Origin of the sequence: Leptolyngbya sp. NIES-2104, assembly GCF_001485215.1 — a bacterium.
In the GTDB taxonomy this organism is placed as follows: Bacteria; Cyanobacteriota; Cyanobacteriia; order Leptolyngbyales; family Leptolyngbyaceae; genus Leptolyngbya.
The window spans coordinates 4267917-4285594 of record NZ_BBWW01000001.1 but is presented as its reverse complement, the minus strand read 5'-3'; the positions used below and the strand labels follow the sequence as shown (position 1 = coordinate 4285594).

The following is a 17678-nucleotide window of genomic DNA, read 5'->3' as shown; positions in this document are numbered from 1 at the left end:
GTCTTCCGTGTGTCATCGCTTCGGGTTTGCTTCTGTCGTCCTGAGTCTTATGATCGTTGCGCCCAGATCGATCGCGGCTCCTACCTTTACGCCGACTGCTCCGCCTCCGGTGGCTCCCCCGTTACCGCAAGAGGTTCAACCCGATTTTCGAGTGGCAGCCCTTCAGCGCGACTTTCAAGGCAATCTCTGGATCGCGTCTCCACAAGGATTGGTGAGAATTGACCCGAATACCGGACGATTGATTTCACGAGCACAAATGCCGAATCTACCGATTTCTGCGATCGCTCAAGATCGAGTGGGTCGAATTTGGGTTGGAACGAGCGAAGGACTCTGGAGAATCGATCCGAAAACGAACCAAGTCACGGCGCAAAATTTATTTCTACCGTCGAATCGCGTCTTGTCGCTGTTAGTCGATCGACGTGGCTTTCTCTGGGTTGGAACCGATTCGGGTTTAGCGCTCGTGAGTCCTGATCAAGGGTTACGCATGACCACCTTGAAAAATCTACCGGGCGTGAGTGCGAATGCGCTCTCGTTAGATCCGGAGGGTCAGCTTTGGGTGGGAACGCTCGAAGGATTAGTGCAAGTCGATACCGCAAGCGCAAGAATTTTACATACCTCGAATTTAGATGAAGGAGCGGTTCAGTCGCTTTCGCTCGATCGACATGGTTCACTCTGGGCAGGAACGACTAGCGGACTGGTCAAAATCGATCCGCTGAATCGTCGCCGTTTACGATCGGTGACTTCGCTCCGAGGTCAGGAAGTGATTTCCACAGGCTTCGATACGGCGGGTAGTATTTGGGTCGGAACGAATACCGGACTGCTGCGGGTGAATCCTTACAATGGTGCGATCGTCGGTCAAGTGCCGAATTTGCCTTCAAATCGCGTCTTGTCTTTGGCTCCCGACACTGGAAACAAACTCTGGGTTGGCACGACTGAAGGACTCGCTTGGGTGAGCATGACCAGTTATGAAACGCGACCGCATATTCTGTTCAGCCGCAGGGTGGAATAGGAAGCCGTAGAATAGATTTACCCTATCTACTCTTGGTGTCCGATGCCCGTCACGCCGCAACAATTAATTCAGTGGAAACAACAACAGCGATCGATTGCCGTTCTGACCGCTTGGGATTATGCGATCGCGTCGATTCTTGATCGTGCAGGAATCGATGCGATTCTAGTCGGGGATTCGATGGCGATGGTGGCGCTGGGACATGACACGACTCTGCCGCTCACGCTCGATCAAGTGATTCATCATGCCCAAGCCGTCCGGCGCGGAGTTAAAGAAGCTTTGCTCATTGTGGATTTGCCGTTTTTGACGTACCAGGAAAGCATCCAACAAGCGATGCACTCGGCAGGACGCATTCTAAAAGAAACGGGTGCAGGTGCAGTGAAATTAGAGGGTGGCTATCCAGCGATCGCTGAAACCGTGTCGCGATTAGTGCAGGCAGGAATTCCAGTGATGGGACATGTGGGACTAACGCCGCAATCGGTGAGGCAAACCGGATTCCGTCAGCAAGGACGATCGACGGAAGCGGGAGAAAAAATTCTGTCAGAAGCGATCGCACTTGAAGAAGCGGGAGCTTTTGCGATCGTGATTGAACACGTTCCGGCTGAACTGGCACAAACGATTACTCAGCGGTTAACGATTCCGACGATCGGCATCGGTGCAGGGGTTCACTGTGACGGTCAAGTTCTGGTGACTTCGGATGTGTTGGGATTGGGAACCTGGAAGCCAAAATTTGCTAAGACTTATCTCGACCTGAATGGGTTGATTACTCGATCGATACAGGAATATTGTGAAGATGTGCGATCGGGCAAATTTCCCGGAGAGTAGCTTATTTCGTGCTCATCAATCGAGCGATTGTATTCAACAAAATTCCAGAATCGTAAGGCTTAGAAAGATAAATCTCAAATCCGGCTGAATCCGGGTCAGTGCGAATCATTTCGATTGCTTCTCCAGTCAGTGCGATCGCGGCTGTTTGCCGTTTAAGTGCTGCATCTTGCTGTCGAACCGCTTCGAGCACTCGCGCCCCGTTCCCATCGGGCAACCGAATATTACTCACTAATAGATGCGGCTGAAATCCAGACTCGATCGCTCGAATGCCTTCTTGAATTGAACCGACTGAAACCACGATCGCGCCTTGATACTCTAGAAGCACACTTAATGCGGTTCGCGTGACCGCTTCATCCTCTACAATCAAAACCTTTGACGAATTAAGAACAGAAGTCGGGATAACCAAAACAATTCAGGTGAATATCACTAAACAACATTAAATTACAATGGTATTAAAATAATGCACCTTAAGATAGAGTCGTTTCTCTAATCTCGCATCCGTTTTACGGAAGAATCCAGCTTTTTTATGGCAGCCGTTCGACTCGATCGCATTACTCGACGTTTTAGTAAATCCGCAGCGATTGAGGACATCACCTTCGAGATTCCCAATGGCGAATTTTGGGTGTTGGTGGGTCCGTCTGGCTGTGGAAAATCGACGATTTTAAGAACGATCGCAGGACTCGAAACCGCGACTTCTGGAAATTTGTATATTGGCGATCGCTTAGTAAATCAGATTCCAGCACGTCAGCGCGATGTGGCAATGGTGTTTCAGAATTACGCACTGTATCCGCATATGAGCGTGGCAGAAAACATTGCATTCGGGCTAAAAATGCGTTCTTGCGAACTGAAAACGATTCAAGAGCGGGTCGAGTCAGTAGCAAGAATTCTCGAAATCGGGCACTTACTCGATCGTAAGCCGAGACAGTTATCCGGTGGACAGCAGCAACGAGTTGCACTCGGAAGAGCGATCGCACGTCAGCCTCAAGTTTTCTTACTTGATGAACCGCTGTCGAATCTCGATGCTCAGTTGCGCGATGGCACTCGAACAGAATTAAAACAATTGCATCAACAAGTCGGAATTACGACAATCTACGTGACTCACGATCAAGTAGAGGCGATGACGTTAGCCGATCGAATTGTCGTGCTCGATCGCGGCAAGATTCAGCAAATCGGTACACCCCAGGAAATCTACGATCAACCTAAAAATCGCATGGTTGCGTCTTTTCTCGGCAGTCCTCCAATGAATCTAATTTCAGCGACGTTCACCGGGTCGAGTCTTCAGATCGGCAATCAATCGTTTCCGATGACGCTCAATCTTTTACCGGGTCAATACGATTTAGGCATTCGTCCAGAACATCTTTCAGTTAATACTCAAAAGCCGCATTGCGTCGCTGAAGTGAGTGTGATTGAACCATTGGGGCGAGAAGTTTTGGTTCGTGCGGTGTTGGAAGGTCGATCGATTAATTTGCAGACTGATCCAGCGATGAACTTGAAATTGGGCGATCGCTTACCGTTGCGGTTTGATGTCGATCGATTGTTTCTTTTTGACTCGATTTCTGGGGTGCGTCTGTATCCTTAGCGATCGACCTCACACAAAATCTACTACGTGTAAACCTTGACAAACGCTTGCGATTCGCACATCAAAATGTAAGTGTAAATATCGCCTTTCGTATGAATACGGAAAATTCATCCCAAGCCGGAGATTTATGAGCTTTACTCGGTATTCAATGTTTTTCTCTTTGGGCTTGTTATCCTAGTGTTGTCTACCAGCATCAGTATAAAAACGTATCTAGCACTGAGGTAGACATCTTTTTAGCTTGATTTGATGAAGAGGAATCACGATGAAATCCAAGGTATTCTTGCCCGCATCACTAGTGGCAGCGGGTCTGCTTTCTGTATCATCTTTACCGGCTCATGCAGCAGTGTCCTGCACAGCAGGAACTGTGACTGCTTTTGGTTTAGGTGCATCAACGTCTTGTATTGGTGCATTTGAGGGAAATGATGCTCAAGGAAATGGAACCGGAGCATTGTTCAACCAATTGTCCACAGGTGTTTTTAATGGTTTGACGAATTGGGAGTTTGTGGGCAAATCTGATGAAGGAGCATTTAACGCCCCAGGAGGAAGTTCTGGCACTTGGAACATTGCAACTAGCATCAACAGCCCGTTTGTGCTCAGTTTAAAGGCGGCGAATTCCTGGAGCGCTTATTTCTTCGAGAATGCGGATGCTCTAGCTGTATTTGGTGGAACCTGGGAAACCGATGGAGTCTCTACTAATAAACGAGGGATTGCTCAAGATCTTTCTCATGCCACCATCTATCGTGCGATCGTAGATGCGCCTCCGCCAAAATCTGTTCCTGAACCTGGAATGGCTGCTGCTTTGGGAGTATTTGCTGTGGGCGCACTGGGACGACTCAAGCAAAAACGGCTTGGTTAAACTGAGTTTTTAGTTTGTATCGGCGCTCTAATTTGGAGCGCTTTTTTTATCGTCACTCGTAGAATCGTCCTGAGTTTCGCTGATTTAGACAGGAGCGATTACTGATAGAGCGATCGAATCCATTCCCATTCGTGTGTGAGTCCTTCTTTTAACGACACTTCCGGTTGATAGTTCAAAATTCGTTTCGCTTTGGAAACATCAGCAGAGGTATGACGGGCATCGCCGATCGCAGTTTCGATTCTTTCTTGGCGAATCGATCGACCGATAATCGTTTCCATTGTTGCGATCACGTCTGTTAATACAACTCGACTACCGCCACCGATGTTAAAGATTTGTCCAACAGCATCGGGAGTGGTTGCGGCTGCCAGATTTGCTGCGATCGCATCACTGACAAAGGTAAAATCGCGAGTTTGTTGACCGTCGCCGTAAATCACGATCGCTTCATCGCGTAGAGCCGCTTTGAGAAATTTGTGAAATCCCATATCGGGGCGTTGTCGCTGACCGTAAACGGTGAAATATCGCAGCGAACAGGTTGGTACACCGAAGTTTTGATAATACAGTCCGCACAACTGCTCTGCGGCGAGTTTGGTAATGCCATAAGGCGAAACAGGCTGAGGGCAAAGCGTTTCAGCGGTTGGGAGTGTTTCAGCGTTGCCGTAGATCGAGGAGCTAGAGGCGTAAATGAATCGCTGTAAATGTTTGGCGGATTTTGCGGCTTCTAAAAGGATTTGAGTCGCGTTAATATTCTGCTCGGTGTAGGTGCGAAATCCTGCGCCCCAACTAGATCGCACTCCCGCTTGAGCCGCTTGGTGATAGATCAGTTCGACATCGGTTAGAAGCGCGTTCCAGTCGAGTGTCTGAATATCTGCTTCGATCAGTTTGAAATTTGGGTGTGACAGGCTGTGAGCGAGATTTTTCCATTTCAGGGCGGAATCGTAATAGTCGTTGAACTGATCAACTCCGATGACGCGATCGCCTCGTTCTAATAGTGCCTCAACTAAATGAGAGCCAATAAATCCCGCCGCTCCGGTCACTACGCTAAGAGTCATACTTCTAACCGATTCCTCACGCCTTAAAGGGTTGATCTTACTCGATCGTGGGTGTCGGTTTGCGATGACGTTTTAGGAGCGCAGTTTGTTCAATTGTTGTTGAAGCTTGCGAAAGCGATGATTCAGGTTACTAATCTTTTGTTTGCGGAATTGAGCGATGATTGATCGAGTTTGAGAAATGCGATCGGGCGATTTGAATTCTGTCGGTCGATCATGCGGGGATTTGAGATAGCGATAGTGCAGAAATAATTCTCGATACGGAATCGATGCTTCTTCACCCTGACACAAGCGTGTAAAGGCAGAAGAAGGAATGCTCATGTAGTGTAAGTAGGTTAAAGGTCGCCCTTTGTCGTAGAGAATGCGATCGCGTTCTTCAAAGGTCGATGACCAGTGTGAACCGGGTGCTGTTCCAGTTGCAGCAAAGTTGTAGTAAGAGATTCCACTCCGCAGCACCATGTAATTCATCAGAGATTGGTCAGTTCCCCAGAGTGCCAGTAGATCGACTTCGCCAGAATGCAGTGAAGTGAGCAGCGATCGTAGAATTTCATCAGTAAAAACATTCTTCTTTGAAGCAAACCAACCTGCACAGAAAATCTTCGATCGCAGCGTTTCCTCATCAAACACTTCAAATAGCTCTGGTGCATCAAAGATATACTTCACATCTGAACTGTATTGATAGTCATTTGTCACCCAATCATATTCTTCTAGCTTCTGAAAGATCGGATCAAGTGAGCCAAGTGCTAAAGTATCCGCATCGAAATAGACAAATCGATCGAACTCCCCATCAAAGCAACAAAGCTTCCGGTGCATTTCAATCCGGTACACTTCGGGAAGTTGACGCTCTCGCCATGCTTGCTGAGCGCGATCGTGGGATTTCCAAACTTGGGCGGCGAATGTTTCCCAGCGATCGATCGATTCTTGGTTCTCGAACAATGAAACTTGAGAACGATGAGCAATCTCCGATCGCACTTTATCAAGTCGATCATTGTACGGAATGATGCAGATCGGAATCTCTGAACTAATGTTCGTTTCAATGCTATTCAGGAGCGCGACCAACTGATCGAACACCACATCATTTGCAAGGATATAGATTCCGTCTTTCATCGATCAGATCTCCTATTAAGCTTTGAATGGTACGAGGCGCGAGAGTTTACGCCAGAAGGCAGAACTCGGTTCATGCAAACATCGGTAGTGTTCCCACAAGTCCCAATACGGTGCACCCGGACAAATGGAAATGCCCGCCCAGTGGAGATATTTTAGTTTTTGACCTCGATCGTATAAAACATACTGTCGATTCTCAAAATGCTTCGAGCCTGCCCAACTTCCCGGAGCATTCTCTGGCGGTTTTACTAAGTTCATGCGCTGCTCAAAGCACTTCAAGATCAGATAGTTCAAAACGGGTTGATCGGTTACGCCTTGAGTAAAGTCGAAGTATTCTCGATGCTGAGCACAGTCTCTTAGCACTTCGTACAACTTCTCTTCTGTAATTACACCTTTACGCGATCCCCAGAACCCGCTGTTAAATACATCTTGTAGCTGTTCATTGCTAAAAATCGCGTCCTTTACCACAGGCGAAAAGATGTTTCTTAGTCCTTCGCTCGAATAGTGATAGTCACAGCAGAAAAAATCGCAGTTTGATAAATGGTTTAGTGTGTCTGCAATTTTCTCAAATACAACAATGTCTGTATCAATGTAGAGAAATTCATCCAGCACACCAAACCAAACTGCTAACTTCCGCATCTTGTTCGGTAGCTTGAGAAAATCTCGATCGAAGATTTCCCCCACTCGATCAGTCAATCGCTCCAGTAGTTCTAAGTCCGGGAACAGTTGAACATTGTGCAACCGATTCAGCGTTGCAAGCACAGTCTGATACTCATCATTAAACGGAATCAGATAGACTAGAACTTCCGGATCATACAAGCGAATACTGTTGAGAAGCGCGATCGCATTCTCGATGACTTTATCATTGGCAACAATATAAATTCCGCGTTTCATGCTCGTCTCAATTTGGTTAGAACTTTCTGAACAAAGGTCGGTTTCGGTGCTTCTTTCAACACAGGGCGCTTTTCTGGCTCATGTAAGAATCGGTAGTGCAAAAACAAATCACGATACGGGAAATGTCCCATTCCGCTACGACAAACTTCTTCCATGCGCTGCGGTTTTACACCAATGTAGTGAATGTAAGTCAGGCGCTGTCCTCGATCGTATAAAACATGATCTTTCTCTTCAAAGTGATTGCTTGTGACTGAACAACCCGTCGATTGTCCAAACGGTAAAAGCTGAGCGAGATTGCAGGACTTAATGCCTGATTTCATCACCATGTAGTTCAAAACAGGCTGTTCTCCTGCACCCCCGTAGAGGATTTCTCGATCGCCTGCTACTAACTGAGCAATCATTGTTTCTCGCTGATGTCGATCGAACAATCCCCGCTTCGCTGCATAGAATCCAGAGCAGAAAATTTCTCGATCGATTCTCTCTTTTGAGAAAACCTCGTACAGCTTTGGAGCATCGAGATTGTAGATTTTGCTTGGATCAAGAAACTGGAAATCGTAAACTGCCCAATCGTGTTCATTCAACAGTTCAAAGATGTGGTTCATCGGACTGATTGCCAAGGTATCCGCATCCATGTAGATAAAGCGATCGAACGGAGCATCAAACGCACAAAACCGCCGATGTGCCCCATACAATCGCAGTTTTTGATCTAATCGCTCTGGAGCAATTCGCTGCATGAACCCATCCCAAGCGCGAATCGAGTCTTGGTCATCATAGATGCTGACATTTGGACGATTCTGAATCTCAGCCCGAATGCGATCGAGCTTGTCATCAAACGGATAGATACACACCGGAGTGTCTCGCCCGATGTTCACCTCAATGCTATTGAGCAAAGCAACTAACTGATCAAATACGCGATCGTTTGCAAGTGTACAAATCCCATTCATCGCCTTTGCCCCCTAGACCGTCTGAGGTTCTTCTGAAAACTGCATCGAATGAAGCTGAGCGTACAAGCCACCCTGCCTCAATAGTTCTGTGTGTGTTCCCACTTCCACAACGCGCCCTTGATCTAGCACTGCAATTTGATCTGCACTCTGAATCGTAGAGAGTCGGTGAGCAATCACTAATGTCGTGCGATCGCGACTCAATTCCTCGATCGCACCTTGCACTAATCGTTCTGAAACCGTATCAAGTGCGGAAGTGGCTTCATCGAGAATCAAGATATCTGGATCACGTAACAATGCTCGTGCGATCGCGAGTCGTTGCCGCTGTCCACCCGATAGCATCACACCTCGATCGCCAATCAATGTCTCAAAGCCTTCCGGCAATTTCACAATGAACTCATAAGCATTCGCTCGTTTTGCTGCTTCAATGATTTGATCATCGGTTGCATCTCTGCGAGCATAGGCGAGATTGTTCCGCACCGAATCATTGAACAGAAATGTGTCTTGGCTAACGATGCCCATTGATTGACGCAGCGATCGGATTTCAAACTCTTTGAGATCGCGATCGTCGATCAAAATTCGTCCCGCGATTGGATCATAAAAGCGCGGGAGTAAGTCCGCCAATGTTGACTTTCCGGCTCCAGATGATCCAACTAATGCAAGTGTCGTTCCTTTGGGAAGCCAGAGATCGACCTGGTTTAGAACTTGTCGATCGTGCCCCGGATAAGTAAACTCTAATTTCTCAAATCGAATCCCTTCGCGCAGTCCACTATAAGGAACGTGCCCTTTAGACATAAACGGCTTGTTCTCACGCCGCAGAAAGTCCGTTACGACAGCCACACTCGGAGCTAGATTTGCAAACACACTTCGAGCATTGTTTAACTGTCCCACCAATGGCAACATTCGGAACAAGACCAAAAGATAAGTTAATAACACAGTCGAAAGCGATTCGAGTTGACCTCGGAAGAACACTCTACCTAGCAACAAGATCGCGACAACTACTGTTAGACCTGCCATTTCGTTTGCAGGTGTAATCAGTGCAGAATTCGTCTGAGAATCATAGTCCGCTTTTTCTCGCGCATCAATCAAGTGCGCAATTTGCTGATACTCATAGGGTTCACTCCCCGTTGCTTTGACTAATCGAATTCCAGTCAGCACTTCTAGCACAGCCACCGAATAATCTCGCGATCGATCAGATAATTGCTGTCCAAAGTGCTTTGCCCGCTTCACAAAAAAGCCATTCGACAGAGACACGATCGCCAACAGCACCGTTGTAATCAAAGTCAACTGCCAAGAAATCGAGAGCAAAATACCCGTGAACACTAAAACCGTGATCATCGTACACAGCATCAAGACTGCGACTCGAATTGCAGTTGCGGTTGAGCCGACTTCACCACCTAATCGATTGATCAAATCACCCGCTTTGGTTTTGATGTAAAAGTCAAAATCGACATCGAGCAAAAGCTGTAAGCCTTCTTTACGGATGTCTTTGACCAGCGATCGAGACAAATAACTCGAAGTCAGCGTACTCAGATAGCTCGTAACATTCTTGAGCAAGATCGCCAGCAGAATGAATCCCATCATCCATAAAAACTGTGCTTCTCCACCTGACTGAGCCAAGCTCGAAAATACTTTCCGTAGAATTGGGGGAGCACCGCTGAGGTTGACTTCTTCGCCTAACAATCCGAGCACAACCGGGATAATCAGCATCGTGCTAACACCATTGAACAATGCGCCAGAAAATCCGAACGCGATCGTTAATCCAATCCAGAGCGGACGACGAAGAGCAAATTGAAGCAGCAATCGATTTGGGGACATACGGAACGCAGGGGGAAACGACCAAGCAGAAATACGCAGGACATTACGAATTTCTGATAAAGAACTGCTTCTAGTTATCCCGATTTCTAATTGAACTCACGCGATCGAGGACATCCGCCAGAATGGGAGCCATTGCCGTCACGCTATAGTGTTTTACCGTACGCGATCGCAGTTCTCGCCCTCGCTGTTCTGCTTGGTTCCAATCTTGGAAAATCTCTTCGATCGCATTCGCCAACTGTTCGGGCGATTCTGGATCGACTAAGTAACCGAACTCACCCAAAATTTCTGGAATGTCACCCACACGAGTCGCCAGAATCGGTTTCGCCATTGACATCCCCTCGGTCAGCTTGATCGGAAATTGCGCCTGAGCGGTGACAGTATCTCGCTGTGGAACAACCACCAGATGAGCCGCAGCGACGATTTCCGGCATCTGCCAAAACGGAGCAGGCGGAAGTTTGATCACCCATTTGCCCCAAGTTTCGATTAGATGTCGATCGTAGTCATCATAAGGACTACCACCCACAATCACGAGCCGAAGATCCGGTTGATTTAAGCGATCGAGCGCGATTAAAACATCTTCTAATCCTTTATGCGGACGCGATGCCCCCGGAAACATCAACACCCGATAATCCGATAAGCCATATTTGCGCCGACTTTCGACCGGATCGAACTGACTCGGATCAAACATATCGGTATCTTTGCCGTTTGGAAGATAGGTTCCGCCGAAGCGTTTTTGGAGAAAGTTCGTATCGATCGTGATCTCATCTGCGTAGCCCGTCAGCGGCTCCATCCATTGCAAGTAGAGAAAATGATCCGGCGATCGTAATGCTCCATCGGGTTTAACTAAGTCCCGTCCAAATTGTTTCAATCCTGGTCTGTAGCGCGTTTCATCACCGCCTGACCAGCTCAATTCCCAATCATCCACATCCAAGAGAACGGGGACACGCGATCGCAGCTTTTTCAACAATCCGACCCCAAAACTCGATAGTTTCGGCTTCACGGCATAAATCAGATCACCATCGATTCGATCGAGCAATTGACCCACAGAATTGAAGAACTGCGGAAACTGACAACCAGGTAAACAAACGATCGGTAAGTCCGCAGGCGGCTCAGGATAAATCTTCTCACCAAACAGAAAACCGAGAATTTCGACTTCGTGATCGAGTTTCTTCAGGACTTGGGCGAGGAGATAAGCGCGATCGACTCCACCTTTAGAAAAGTTGGGTGTGAGAATAGAAACTTTCATAGAAAAAGAAATGGGGAACGGAGGCACAACCAAAAAGATGCAATTCCCCAATGTTCTTAGGATTCCCGCATCAAGCTTTGATAAAGCTCAAACATCTCTGCGGCGACCCTTACCCGTGTTTTTACGGGTTGAATATTTTGTTTCAATTGCGCGATCGTACTTGGATTTTCCACCAAAAACGCGATCGCCTTCGCCCATTCGTTCACATCTTTCGCTGGCACCAACCACCCATCCACTTTGTGCTTCACCAATTCTGCAATTCCACCCAAATCTGAACCGATCACAGGCGTTCTCATTGCAAACGATTCCAGCACTACGAGCGGTCCGGTTTCCATCCACTGTGAGGGCACCGCAAGGAGATCGAATTGCGCGATCGCGTCACTAATTTGCGATCGGGTTAACGGTGGCTTGATTTGAATCCGGGAATCATTTTGAGCAATGGCTAACACGTTCTCGCGATTTTCATTTCCATGTTGATCCGCATGAGTCGCATGAATCACCAGTTCGACGGGCACATTCGGAATTTGTTGCAGGGCTTGAGCGAGAATTTGGACACCTTTTGTTTCCTGCCAGCGACCGAGAAACCCAATCCGGATTGGAAAATTTACAGATTTCTGAATCGGTTGTGCTGAGTTTACGACTCCATGACGGCTTAGCAATAATTTTGATTCAGGTACACCATTCAAAACGAACGCATCATAGAGCCATTGACAGACCACCACAATTCGATCGCTCAGTTCCACCATTTGATCAAATTGCCGCTGATGATGACGAATCTGGCTCGGAGTCGCGATCGTTGTTCCTAATTGCCGCAGTCGTACATCTGAAGAGTGACGCAAACGATCGCGCATTGAATCCGCGATCGAATTCGGCAAATCGCTCAAGGTTTCCGTGACCCAACTCGGAACCCGCTTAGACACACCCAAACAGGCACTACAGCGATCGATTTCAATTTTGCCATCACAGGCAGAATTGCCGCCTTGCATCATCGTTCCACGCAGGCAGGAAACATCGGGCATGTGAACAGTTACGATCGTTTTCATGCCCAACTGTTTCGCGCTCTGCAAATGAGGCAGACCGCAACTCGATCGCAACGTGTGCTGATGATAGATGTCGCTTTGATTCTCACGCAACCAAGCCTGAAACGTTTCTAGATTCGGATAGCGAAACACTTCGGTTGCGTTGTATTGCTCGACTGTAGGCTGACTTTGATTTCGAGCCGCTGCGACTTTGCAATTTAAGTCGATCGTGCGTAAATCTTCGACCAACCCATCGAGATACACTTCGACCCCACCAAACGAATCGGGTGGAAACCAAGCACTAGCTTGAATCACGTTCATGTGGGCGAAAATCCTTCGTCTACGAGCTTGATCCGACCCGATTGGATCTGATCAAAAATTTGGTTAATCTGTTGCCGCTCGTCTGGGGACAAGCGATGATTGGCAAGCAACAGAGAGGCGAGGTGTAAATGTTCGTGGCGATTGAGTTGGCGCAATTCGAGAATACGATCGAGAATGCGCTGCGTGGGTAGATTGAATCGATTGTGGGCTGCTCTTACCATAAAAATCGTCGCTTTGTAGTCTAACGGGGGCTGGTCAAACACAAGTAAAATTTCAGTAAAAAGTCACAGGCTTTTTACTTCTTCTACTGTTGCGCGTTTTTTCGGGAGACACACAAAGGTTAGATGAGAACTTTATCAAGACTCAGTAAAATCTTAGGCAGTTCTCTCTACGAAATTCAGTATTGACGACTTCAGGATCGGAACAAACACGGAACTTGAGGAATTTTAATCCCTATGCAAATTTATCGGATTTCTGCCCTTTCAGATAATTATATTTTTTTATTGTTCGATGCGGCTCAGCGAGTGGCGGCAGTGATTGATCCCGGAGATGCTGATCCAGTTTTGAAAAAGCTGGAAGAACTGAGTGCAGATTTAGTCGCAATTTTCATTACGCATCACGATCGAGATCACGTAGGAGGGAATGCGGAACTACTGAAGCACTTTCCGAAAGCGATCGTGTATGCCGGAGTGCACGATCGTGGTCGTATTCCTGGACAATCCGTGGAATTGAATGCGGGCGATCAAGTGCAGTTTAGCGATCGGACTGCTGAAGTTCTCTTTGTTCCTGGACATACTCGCGGTCATATCGCCTACTACTTTCCTTCGGTGGCTAATCAGCCAGGAGAACTATTCTGCGGCGATACATTGTTCTCGGTTGGCTGTGGACGACTCAAAGAAGGAACCCCCGCCCAGATGGTAGAGTCGCTGAGTCAGATTCGCGCTTTACCAGACAATACGCGGGTTTGGTGCGCTCATGAGTACACGCTGAAGAATCTAAAATTTGCATTGACGATCGACGCTGAAAATCCTGATTTACAAGCCAGATTCGCCCAAGTGCAAGCCGCAAATAATCAGCCAACAATTCCGGCAGATTTGGGGCTAGAGAAACGAATTAATCCTTTCTTGCGGTGGGATCAACCTGAAATTCAAGGCGCGATCGGAAAGCGAGACGAGATCGCAACGTTCGCCGCTCTTCGTGAAAAAAGGAACCACTTCTAACATGGAATCGATTCAAAACTTTATTCAAATTCACGATCGACTCGCCACCGCTGGACAACCCATGATCGAGCAATTCAAGGCGATTCGAGACGCAGGCTATACGGTTGTGATCAATCTCGCAGTTCCCAGTTCTGAAGGTGCGATCGCAAACGAACGCGAAATCGTAGAAAGTTTAGGAATGCAGTATTTTCACATTCCGGTGATTTGGGATAATCCAACGATCGACGATTTCAACCAATTCGCAGACGTGATGCAGACTCATGCAGATCAATCGATCTTTGTGCACTGTGCGAAAAATATGCGGGTGTCCGCGTTTGTTTATTTGTATCGTCGATCGCATGAAAAGATTAGTGAAGAGGCAGCGAGAGCAGATTTGAATAGAATTTGGCAACCAAATCCGATTTGGCGATTGTTTATGGAAACAGTCTTGAGTTGAATTCGGCTGCAACTGAACTATTCAAAAATCGGCGATCGCTGTTCTAAATCAAATTTGTACCCATGCGGTAAGATATGCAGCTTTGCATTACACAGCGCTAACGCCTCATCTTGTAGAAGTTCATTGATATTGTTATGCGTGACAGTCGATTCATCTACGATCGTTACTGCACCTTCACCCACAACTTCAAGGATTTTGCCGTTTACAACGATCGCCGTATTTTCATCAATGCCAAATCCCAAACTTGCAGGTTGTTGTGCCAGAGCAGAAAGCAATCGTCCTAACCGTCCCCGTTGAGCAAAGTGTTGATCAATAATCACGTTCGGCAGGAAACCCATGCCGCGATCCATCTGTGCGACCTCGCGCCGAGGATTTGTTTCACCTTCACCGACTACGATCATCATATCTGGCATCATTGCGGCTCCTGCACTCGTTCCCGCAATGACAGCCCCTTCCTCAAATCGTTTGTGGAGTGCTGCATCAAGTTCGGTATCTTTGATAAATTCAGTAATTCGGGCTTGGTTGCCTCCAGTAAAAAAGATCCCGGTGGCTTGAGAAACATTTTCGATCGCTTTTGGATCACTCGCATCGTCGCGGTGTGCCGTATCCACCACTCGAACATCTGCTGCACCCAGTCGCTTAAAAATCTCAATATACTGTTCGCCCACTTCACCAGGCAATCCGGTTGCAACGGTCATCACCACAACGCGCGATTGTAATCCGCCAGCACGCCGAACAAATTCCCGTAGAATTCGGCACTCGCCTTCTTTGTCCTCTGCACCCCCAATAATCACCAGCTCTCCATGTGTTTCAGGCAGTGCTACACTCTCCTGATTTTGGGTACTGTCCTGACTTTGGGTGTCAATCTGACTCACCATAACTTTGCTCCAGTCGCTATATTCAACCTACTGAACCACATTTGATCAAACGGACATCACAACCAAACGGTAGATTTCAATACAATTTGAATGAAGAAATGCAACGAGATTGAATCTATCTTGAGGTGTTCGATCGACGACGATAGCTTTCTAATAGCAGCATCCAACCGAGCCGGAACTGATTAAAACTCTTAACTTCAGGCTGCATGAGATTGATCAAAAATGCTTTAGCGCGTTCTAAGGGTAAATGTCTCGGTTTGCCTTTGTAAACAATCTGATATTCGCCATCGTATTCACCATCGCCATAGCCAGAGATGAGATGCAGGTGAAAGGCTTCTTCTGCTAGGGCATGGACTTCTTCACGCAGTTGGTTTTCTGTAGAGGTATTCATAATGTTAGCTTTTCTTGATTTAGCTTGGTTTTAATTCGTTCTCGGCACTTCTGTCACCCTGCCAGAGTTCTACGTCTTGAGAATGCGAAGAAACATCTAGAGATAGACGCGATCGAGATGCTTCCTTCAGTACAGTCGCAACGTAGAAAGGGGCACAACGTCTTATGGTGGTCGAACAATTCTCTGAAGTGAGCCGCGTGAACGCGAGAAAAACGGATGTATTTGATGTATTTAACATCCGCTATTACACCGGCGCGAATCCACATTTACCCACAGCAGCAACCGTTTTCGATTTCGCCCAGCTTGGAAACCAAGACCCGCTACCCTTAAAAAACTATGTGGAGGTGATCGGCGATCGCTATCCTCATTTTCATGAGATTGATTTCAAGTCTCACGCGGATCTCTTTGCTCAAACAGTAGCGCAAGTCAGCCAGCTTGACATGGATTTGCATCTACATCAATGGAGTTTGAAGCCTTATCCGAAGTTCGATCGCATTGCATTCGAGACTTTGCACGCTCGTACCAGTCGCGAGATTATTTTCGCAGTATGGGATTGGTTTGAAGCGATTACTCAAGGGCGAAATTTTGCGATCGGCGATTATATCGAAGTTCTACAAGCTCAATTTCGTCGATCGGTTTATGGTGGACCGACGGTTTATGCGCTGCTAAAATCTGCTCAATCTCAGGACATTCCGACGTTCTATCTTTGGGATGAAGGCTTAATGCAATACGGCTACGGTCGCAAACAAGTTCGCGGTATTGCAACCACATTCGATGGGGATAGTCATATCGATTCGGACTTCACCACACGCAAAGATGACTGTAAAGCATTCTTGAGTACATTAGGCTTTCCAGTCCCGAAAGGTCGAATTGTTGGCACTTTGAAAGAAGCGTTTAGTGCGGTCGATCGAATTAGCTATCCAGTTGCCGTAAAACCCGTTGTTGGACATAAAGGAATCGGGGTGACAGCCAATGTTCGCAACGATGATGATTTAGAAGCTGCCTTTAATCGGGCGGTCGATGCGGTTGAGCCAGATCATGCGATCGATATTATTGTCGAACAAAGCATCGAAGGCAGTGACTATCGATTGCTGTGTGTTGATGGCAAGTTTGTGGCTGCGACAGAACGCCGTCCTGCTTCGGTGATCGGAGATGGCACTTCAACCGTTGCAGAATTAATTGATCGTGCCAATCGTTCTAGCGATCGCAGTGATACACCAACCTCACCGATGGGGAAAATCAAGATTGACGATGCAATGGAGCGATATTTAGCAGAGCAAGCACTCTCAATGGATAGTGTATTGGAACGCGATCGAGAAGTCTTTCTTCGCAAAGTTGCAAACCTGTCTTCTGGGGGTCTTAGCATTGATGCCACTTCAGTCATTCACCCAGATAATGTAGTTTTAGCTCAGGATGTTGCTCAACATTTCCGACTCACTTGCTTAGGCATTGATATTATGACTCGCGATCTGAGTCGCTCTTGGAAAGAAGGCAACTTTGCCATCATTGAAATTAACGCGGCTCCGGGTGTGTTCATGCACATGAAACCCGCTGTCGGTCAGAGTGTCGATGTCACGGCTCACATTCTCAAAACGTTCTTTCATTCTGGTGATAATGGTCGGATTCCGATTATCACCCTCAATCGCGTTACGATTCCAGAGCTACAAGAAGCGATCGCTTATATTCTCCGGCATCATCCCCATTGGACGATCGGGGCTGTGTGTCAAGATGGGGTTCTGATCAATCATTCTGAAAAGCCCTTACATTCGGACTACAACACGAATGTACAGAATCTATTGCGGCATCCGAAGCTAGATCTATTAATTGCTGAATATCCTGAATCAGTGCTGGAACGTTCTGGCATGTTCTACACCGGAAGCAATCTAGTGATTCTGCATGATCCGACTGAAACCGAAATGATGTTAACGCGAGATGTCTTTGAAGATGCCAAAGTCGTGATCAAACAAGGTAGTACTGTTTCAACGCAATATCAAGGATTGATTGAACAGTATTCGCTCGGTGAAGCGGAAGGATTTAGCCGGGTTTATTTAGAAGCGATCGCTGCTATGATCCTTCCCTAGGGCGTGTTTTAGAACCC

General features: G+C 47.2%; 18 protein-coding genes. 7 read left to right on the top strand and 11 right to left on the bottom strand.

The window, feature by feature from the left end:
• The first annotated feature begins 49 nt into the window (after nucleotides 1-49).
• Nucleotides 50-1009 carry a two-component regulator propeller domain-containing protein gene (locus NIES2104_RS20465; protein ID WP_059001943.1) on the top strand — a complete coding sequence of 320 codons (960 nt, stop codon included), beginning with the start codon at nucleotides 50-52 and terminating at the stop codon, nucleotides 1007-1009.
• 42 nt (nucleotides 1010-1051) lie between these two features.
• Nucleotides 1052-1831, top strand: a complete 780-nt coding sequence (panB, locus tag NIES2104_RS20460; RefSeq protein ID WP_059000089.1) for a 3-methyl-2-oxobutanoate hydroxymethyltransferase — start codon at nucleotides 1052-1054, stop codon at nucleotides 1829-1831.
• A gap of 1 nt (nucleotide 1832) precedes the next feature.
• Here panB and NIES2104_RS20455 read toward each other — a convergent pair whose 3' ends face one another.
• Complete coding sequence (locus NIES2104_RS20455; protein WP_059000088.1) at nucleotides 1833-2237, bottom strand: response regulator; 405 nt, start codon at nucleotides 2235-2237, stop codon at nucleotides 1833-1835.
• 120 nt (nucleotides 2238-2357) lie between these two features.
• Between NIES2104_RS20455 and NIES2104_RS20450 the strand changes: the two genes are divergently transcribed.
• Nucleotides 2358-3410 (top strand): ABC transporter ATP-binding protein, encoded by a 1053-nt coding sequence (locus NIES2104_RS20450; protein ID WP_059000087.1) that lies wholly within the window; start codon nucleotides 2358-2360, stop codon nucleotides 3408-3410.
• Nucleotides 3411-3672: 262 nt separating this feature from the next.
• Nucleotides 3673-4266 carry a hypothetical protein gene (locus NIES2104_RS20445; protein ID WP_059000086.1) on the top strand — a complete coding sequence of 198 codons (594 nt, stop codon included), beginning with the start codon at nucleotides 3673-3675 and terminating at the stop codon, nucleotides 4264-4266.
• 98 nt (nucleotides 4267-4364) lie between these two features.
• Here NIES2104_RS20445 and NIES2104_RS20440 read toward each other — a convergent pair whose 3' ends face one another.
• The 8 genes from NIES2104_RS20440 to NIES2104_RS20405 form a co-directional block, all read right to left on the bottom strand.
• Nucleotides 4365-5315 carry an NAD-dependent epimerase/dehydratase family protein gene (locus tag NIES2104_RS20440; RefSeq protein WP_059000085.1) on the bottom strand — a complete coding sequence of 317 codons (951 nt, stop codon included), beginning with the start codon at nucleotides 5313-5315 and terminating at the stop codon, nucleotides 4365-4367.
• A 72-nt stretch (nucleotides 5316-5387) separates the two neighbouring features.
• A complete protein-coding gene (locus NIES2104_RS20435; RefSeq protein WP_059000084.1) occupies nucleotides 5388-6419 on the bottom strand; it encodes an Npun_R2821/Npun_R2822 family protein in 1032 nt (343 codons plus the stop codon).
• Between the two features lie 15 nt (nucleotides 6420-6434).
• Nucleotides 6435-7310, bottom strand: coding sequence for an Npun_R2821/Npun_R2822 family protein (locus NIES2104_RS20430; protein WP_059000083.1), 876 nt, complete (start codon nucleotides 7308-7310; stop codon nucleotides 6435-6437).
• Nucleotides 7307-8254: an Npun_R2821/Npun_R2822 family protein gene (locus NIES2104_RS20425; RefSeq protein ID WP_059000082.1), complete on the bottom strand. Its 948-nt coding sequence runs from the start codon at nucleotides 8252-8254 to the stop codon at nucleotides 7307-7309. Before NIES2104_RS20425 ends, NIES2104_RS20430 begins: the two co-directional genes overlap by 4 nt.
• Before the next feature lie 12 nt (nucleotides 8255-8266).
• Entirely contained in the window at nucleotides 8267-10069 is a 1803-nt protein-coding gene (locus NIES2104_RS20420) for an ABC transporter ATP-binding protein (protein WP_059000081.1), read from the bottom strand.
• A gap of 70 nt (nucleotides 10070-10139) precedes the next feature.
• Nucleotides 10140-11315 (bottom strand): glycosyltransferase family 4 protein, encoded by a 1176-nt coding sequence (locus NIES2104_RS20415; protein WP_059001941.1) that lies wholly within the window; start codon nucleotides 11313-11315, stop codon nucleotides 10140-10142.
• Between the two features lie 56 nt (nucleotides 11316-11371).
• The gene (locus NIES2104_RS20410; RefSeq protein ID WP_059000080.1) at nucleotides 11372-12655 is read right to left on the bottom strand and encodes a glycosyltransferase; all 1284 of its coding nucleotides are present in this window, start codon (nucleotides 12653-12655) and stop codon (nucleotides 11372-11374) included.
• A complete protein-coding gene (locus NIES2104_RS20405; RefSeq protein WP_225895268.1) occupies nucleotides 12652-12918 on the bottom strand; it encodes a hypothetical protein in 267 nt (88 codons plus the stop codon). Before NIES2104_RS20405 ends, NIES2104_RS20410 begins: the two co-directional genes overlap by 4 nt.
• 192 nt (nucleotides 12919-13110) lie before the next feature.
• On the opposite strand from NIES2104_RS20405, the gene gloB reads away from it, so the two are divergent.
• Together gloB and NIES2104_RS20395 are read left to right on the top strand one after the other, a co-directional pair.
• Nucleotides 13111-13875: a hydroxyacylglutathione hydrolase gene (gloB, locus tag NIES2104_RS20400; RefSeq protein WP_059000079.1), complete on the top strand. Its 765-nt coding sequence runs from the start codon at nucleotides 13111-13113 to the stop codon at nucleotides 13873-13875.
• Between the two features lies 1 nt (nucleotide 13876).
• The gene (locus tag NIES2104_RS20395; RefSeq protein ID WP_059000078.1) at nucleotides 13877-14311 is read left to right on the top strand and encodes a protein tyrosine phosphatase family protein; all 435 of its coding nucleotides are present in this window, start codon (nucleotides 13877-13879) and stop codon (nucleotides 14309-14311) included.
• Nucleotides 14312-14328: 17 nt separating this feature from the next.
• Here the strand turns inward: NIES2104_RS20395 and NIES2104_RS20390 are convergent, their stop codons facing one another.
• Together NIES2104_RS20390 and NIES2104_RS20385 are read right to left on the bottom strand one after the other, a co-directional pair.
• A complete protein-coding gene (locus tag NIES2104_RS20390) occupies nucleotides 14329-15189 on the bottom strand; it encodes a cyanophycinase (protein ID WP_082690044.1) in 861 nt (286 codons plus the stop codon).
• Between the two features lie 115 nt (nucleotides 15190-15304).
• Entirely contained in the window at nucleotides 15305-15580 is a 276-nt protein-coding gene (locus tag NIES2104_RS20385; protein ID WP_059000077.1) for a hypothetical protein, read from the bottom strand.
• Nucleotides 15581-15744: 164 nt separating this feature from the next.
• Between NIES2104_RS20385 and NIES2104_RS20380 the strand changes: the two genes are divergently transcribed.
• Nucleotides 15745-17661: a cyanophycin synthetase gene (locus NIES2104_RS20380; protein WP_059000076.1), complete on the top strand. Its 1917-nt coding sequence runs from the start codon at nucleotides 15745-15747 to the stop codon at nucleotides 17659-17661.
• Nucleotides 17662-17678: the final 17 nt, after the last annotated feature.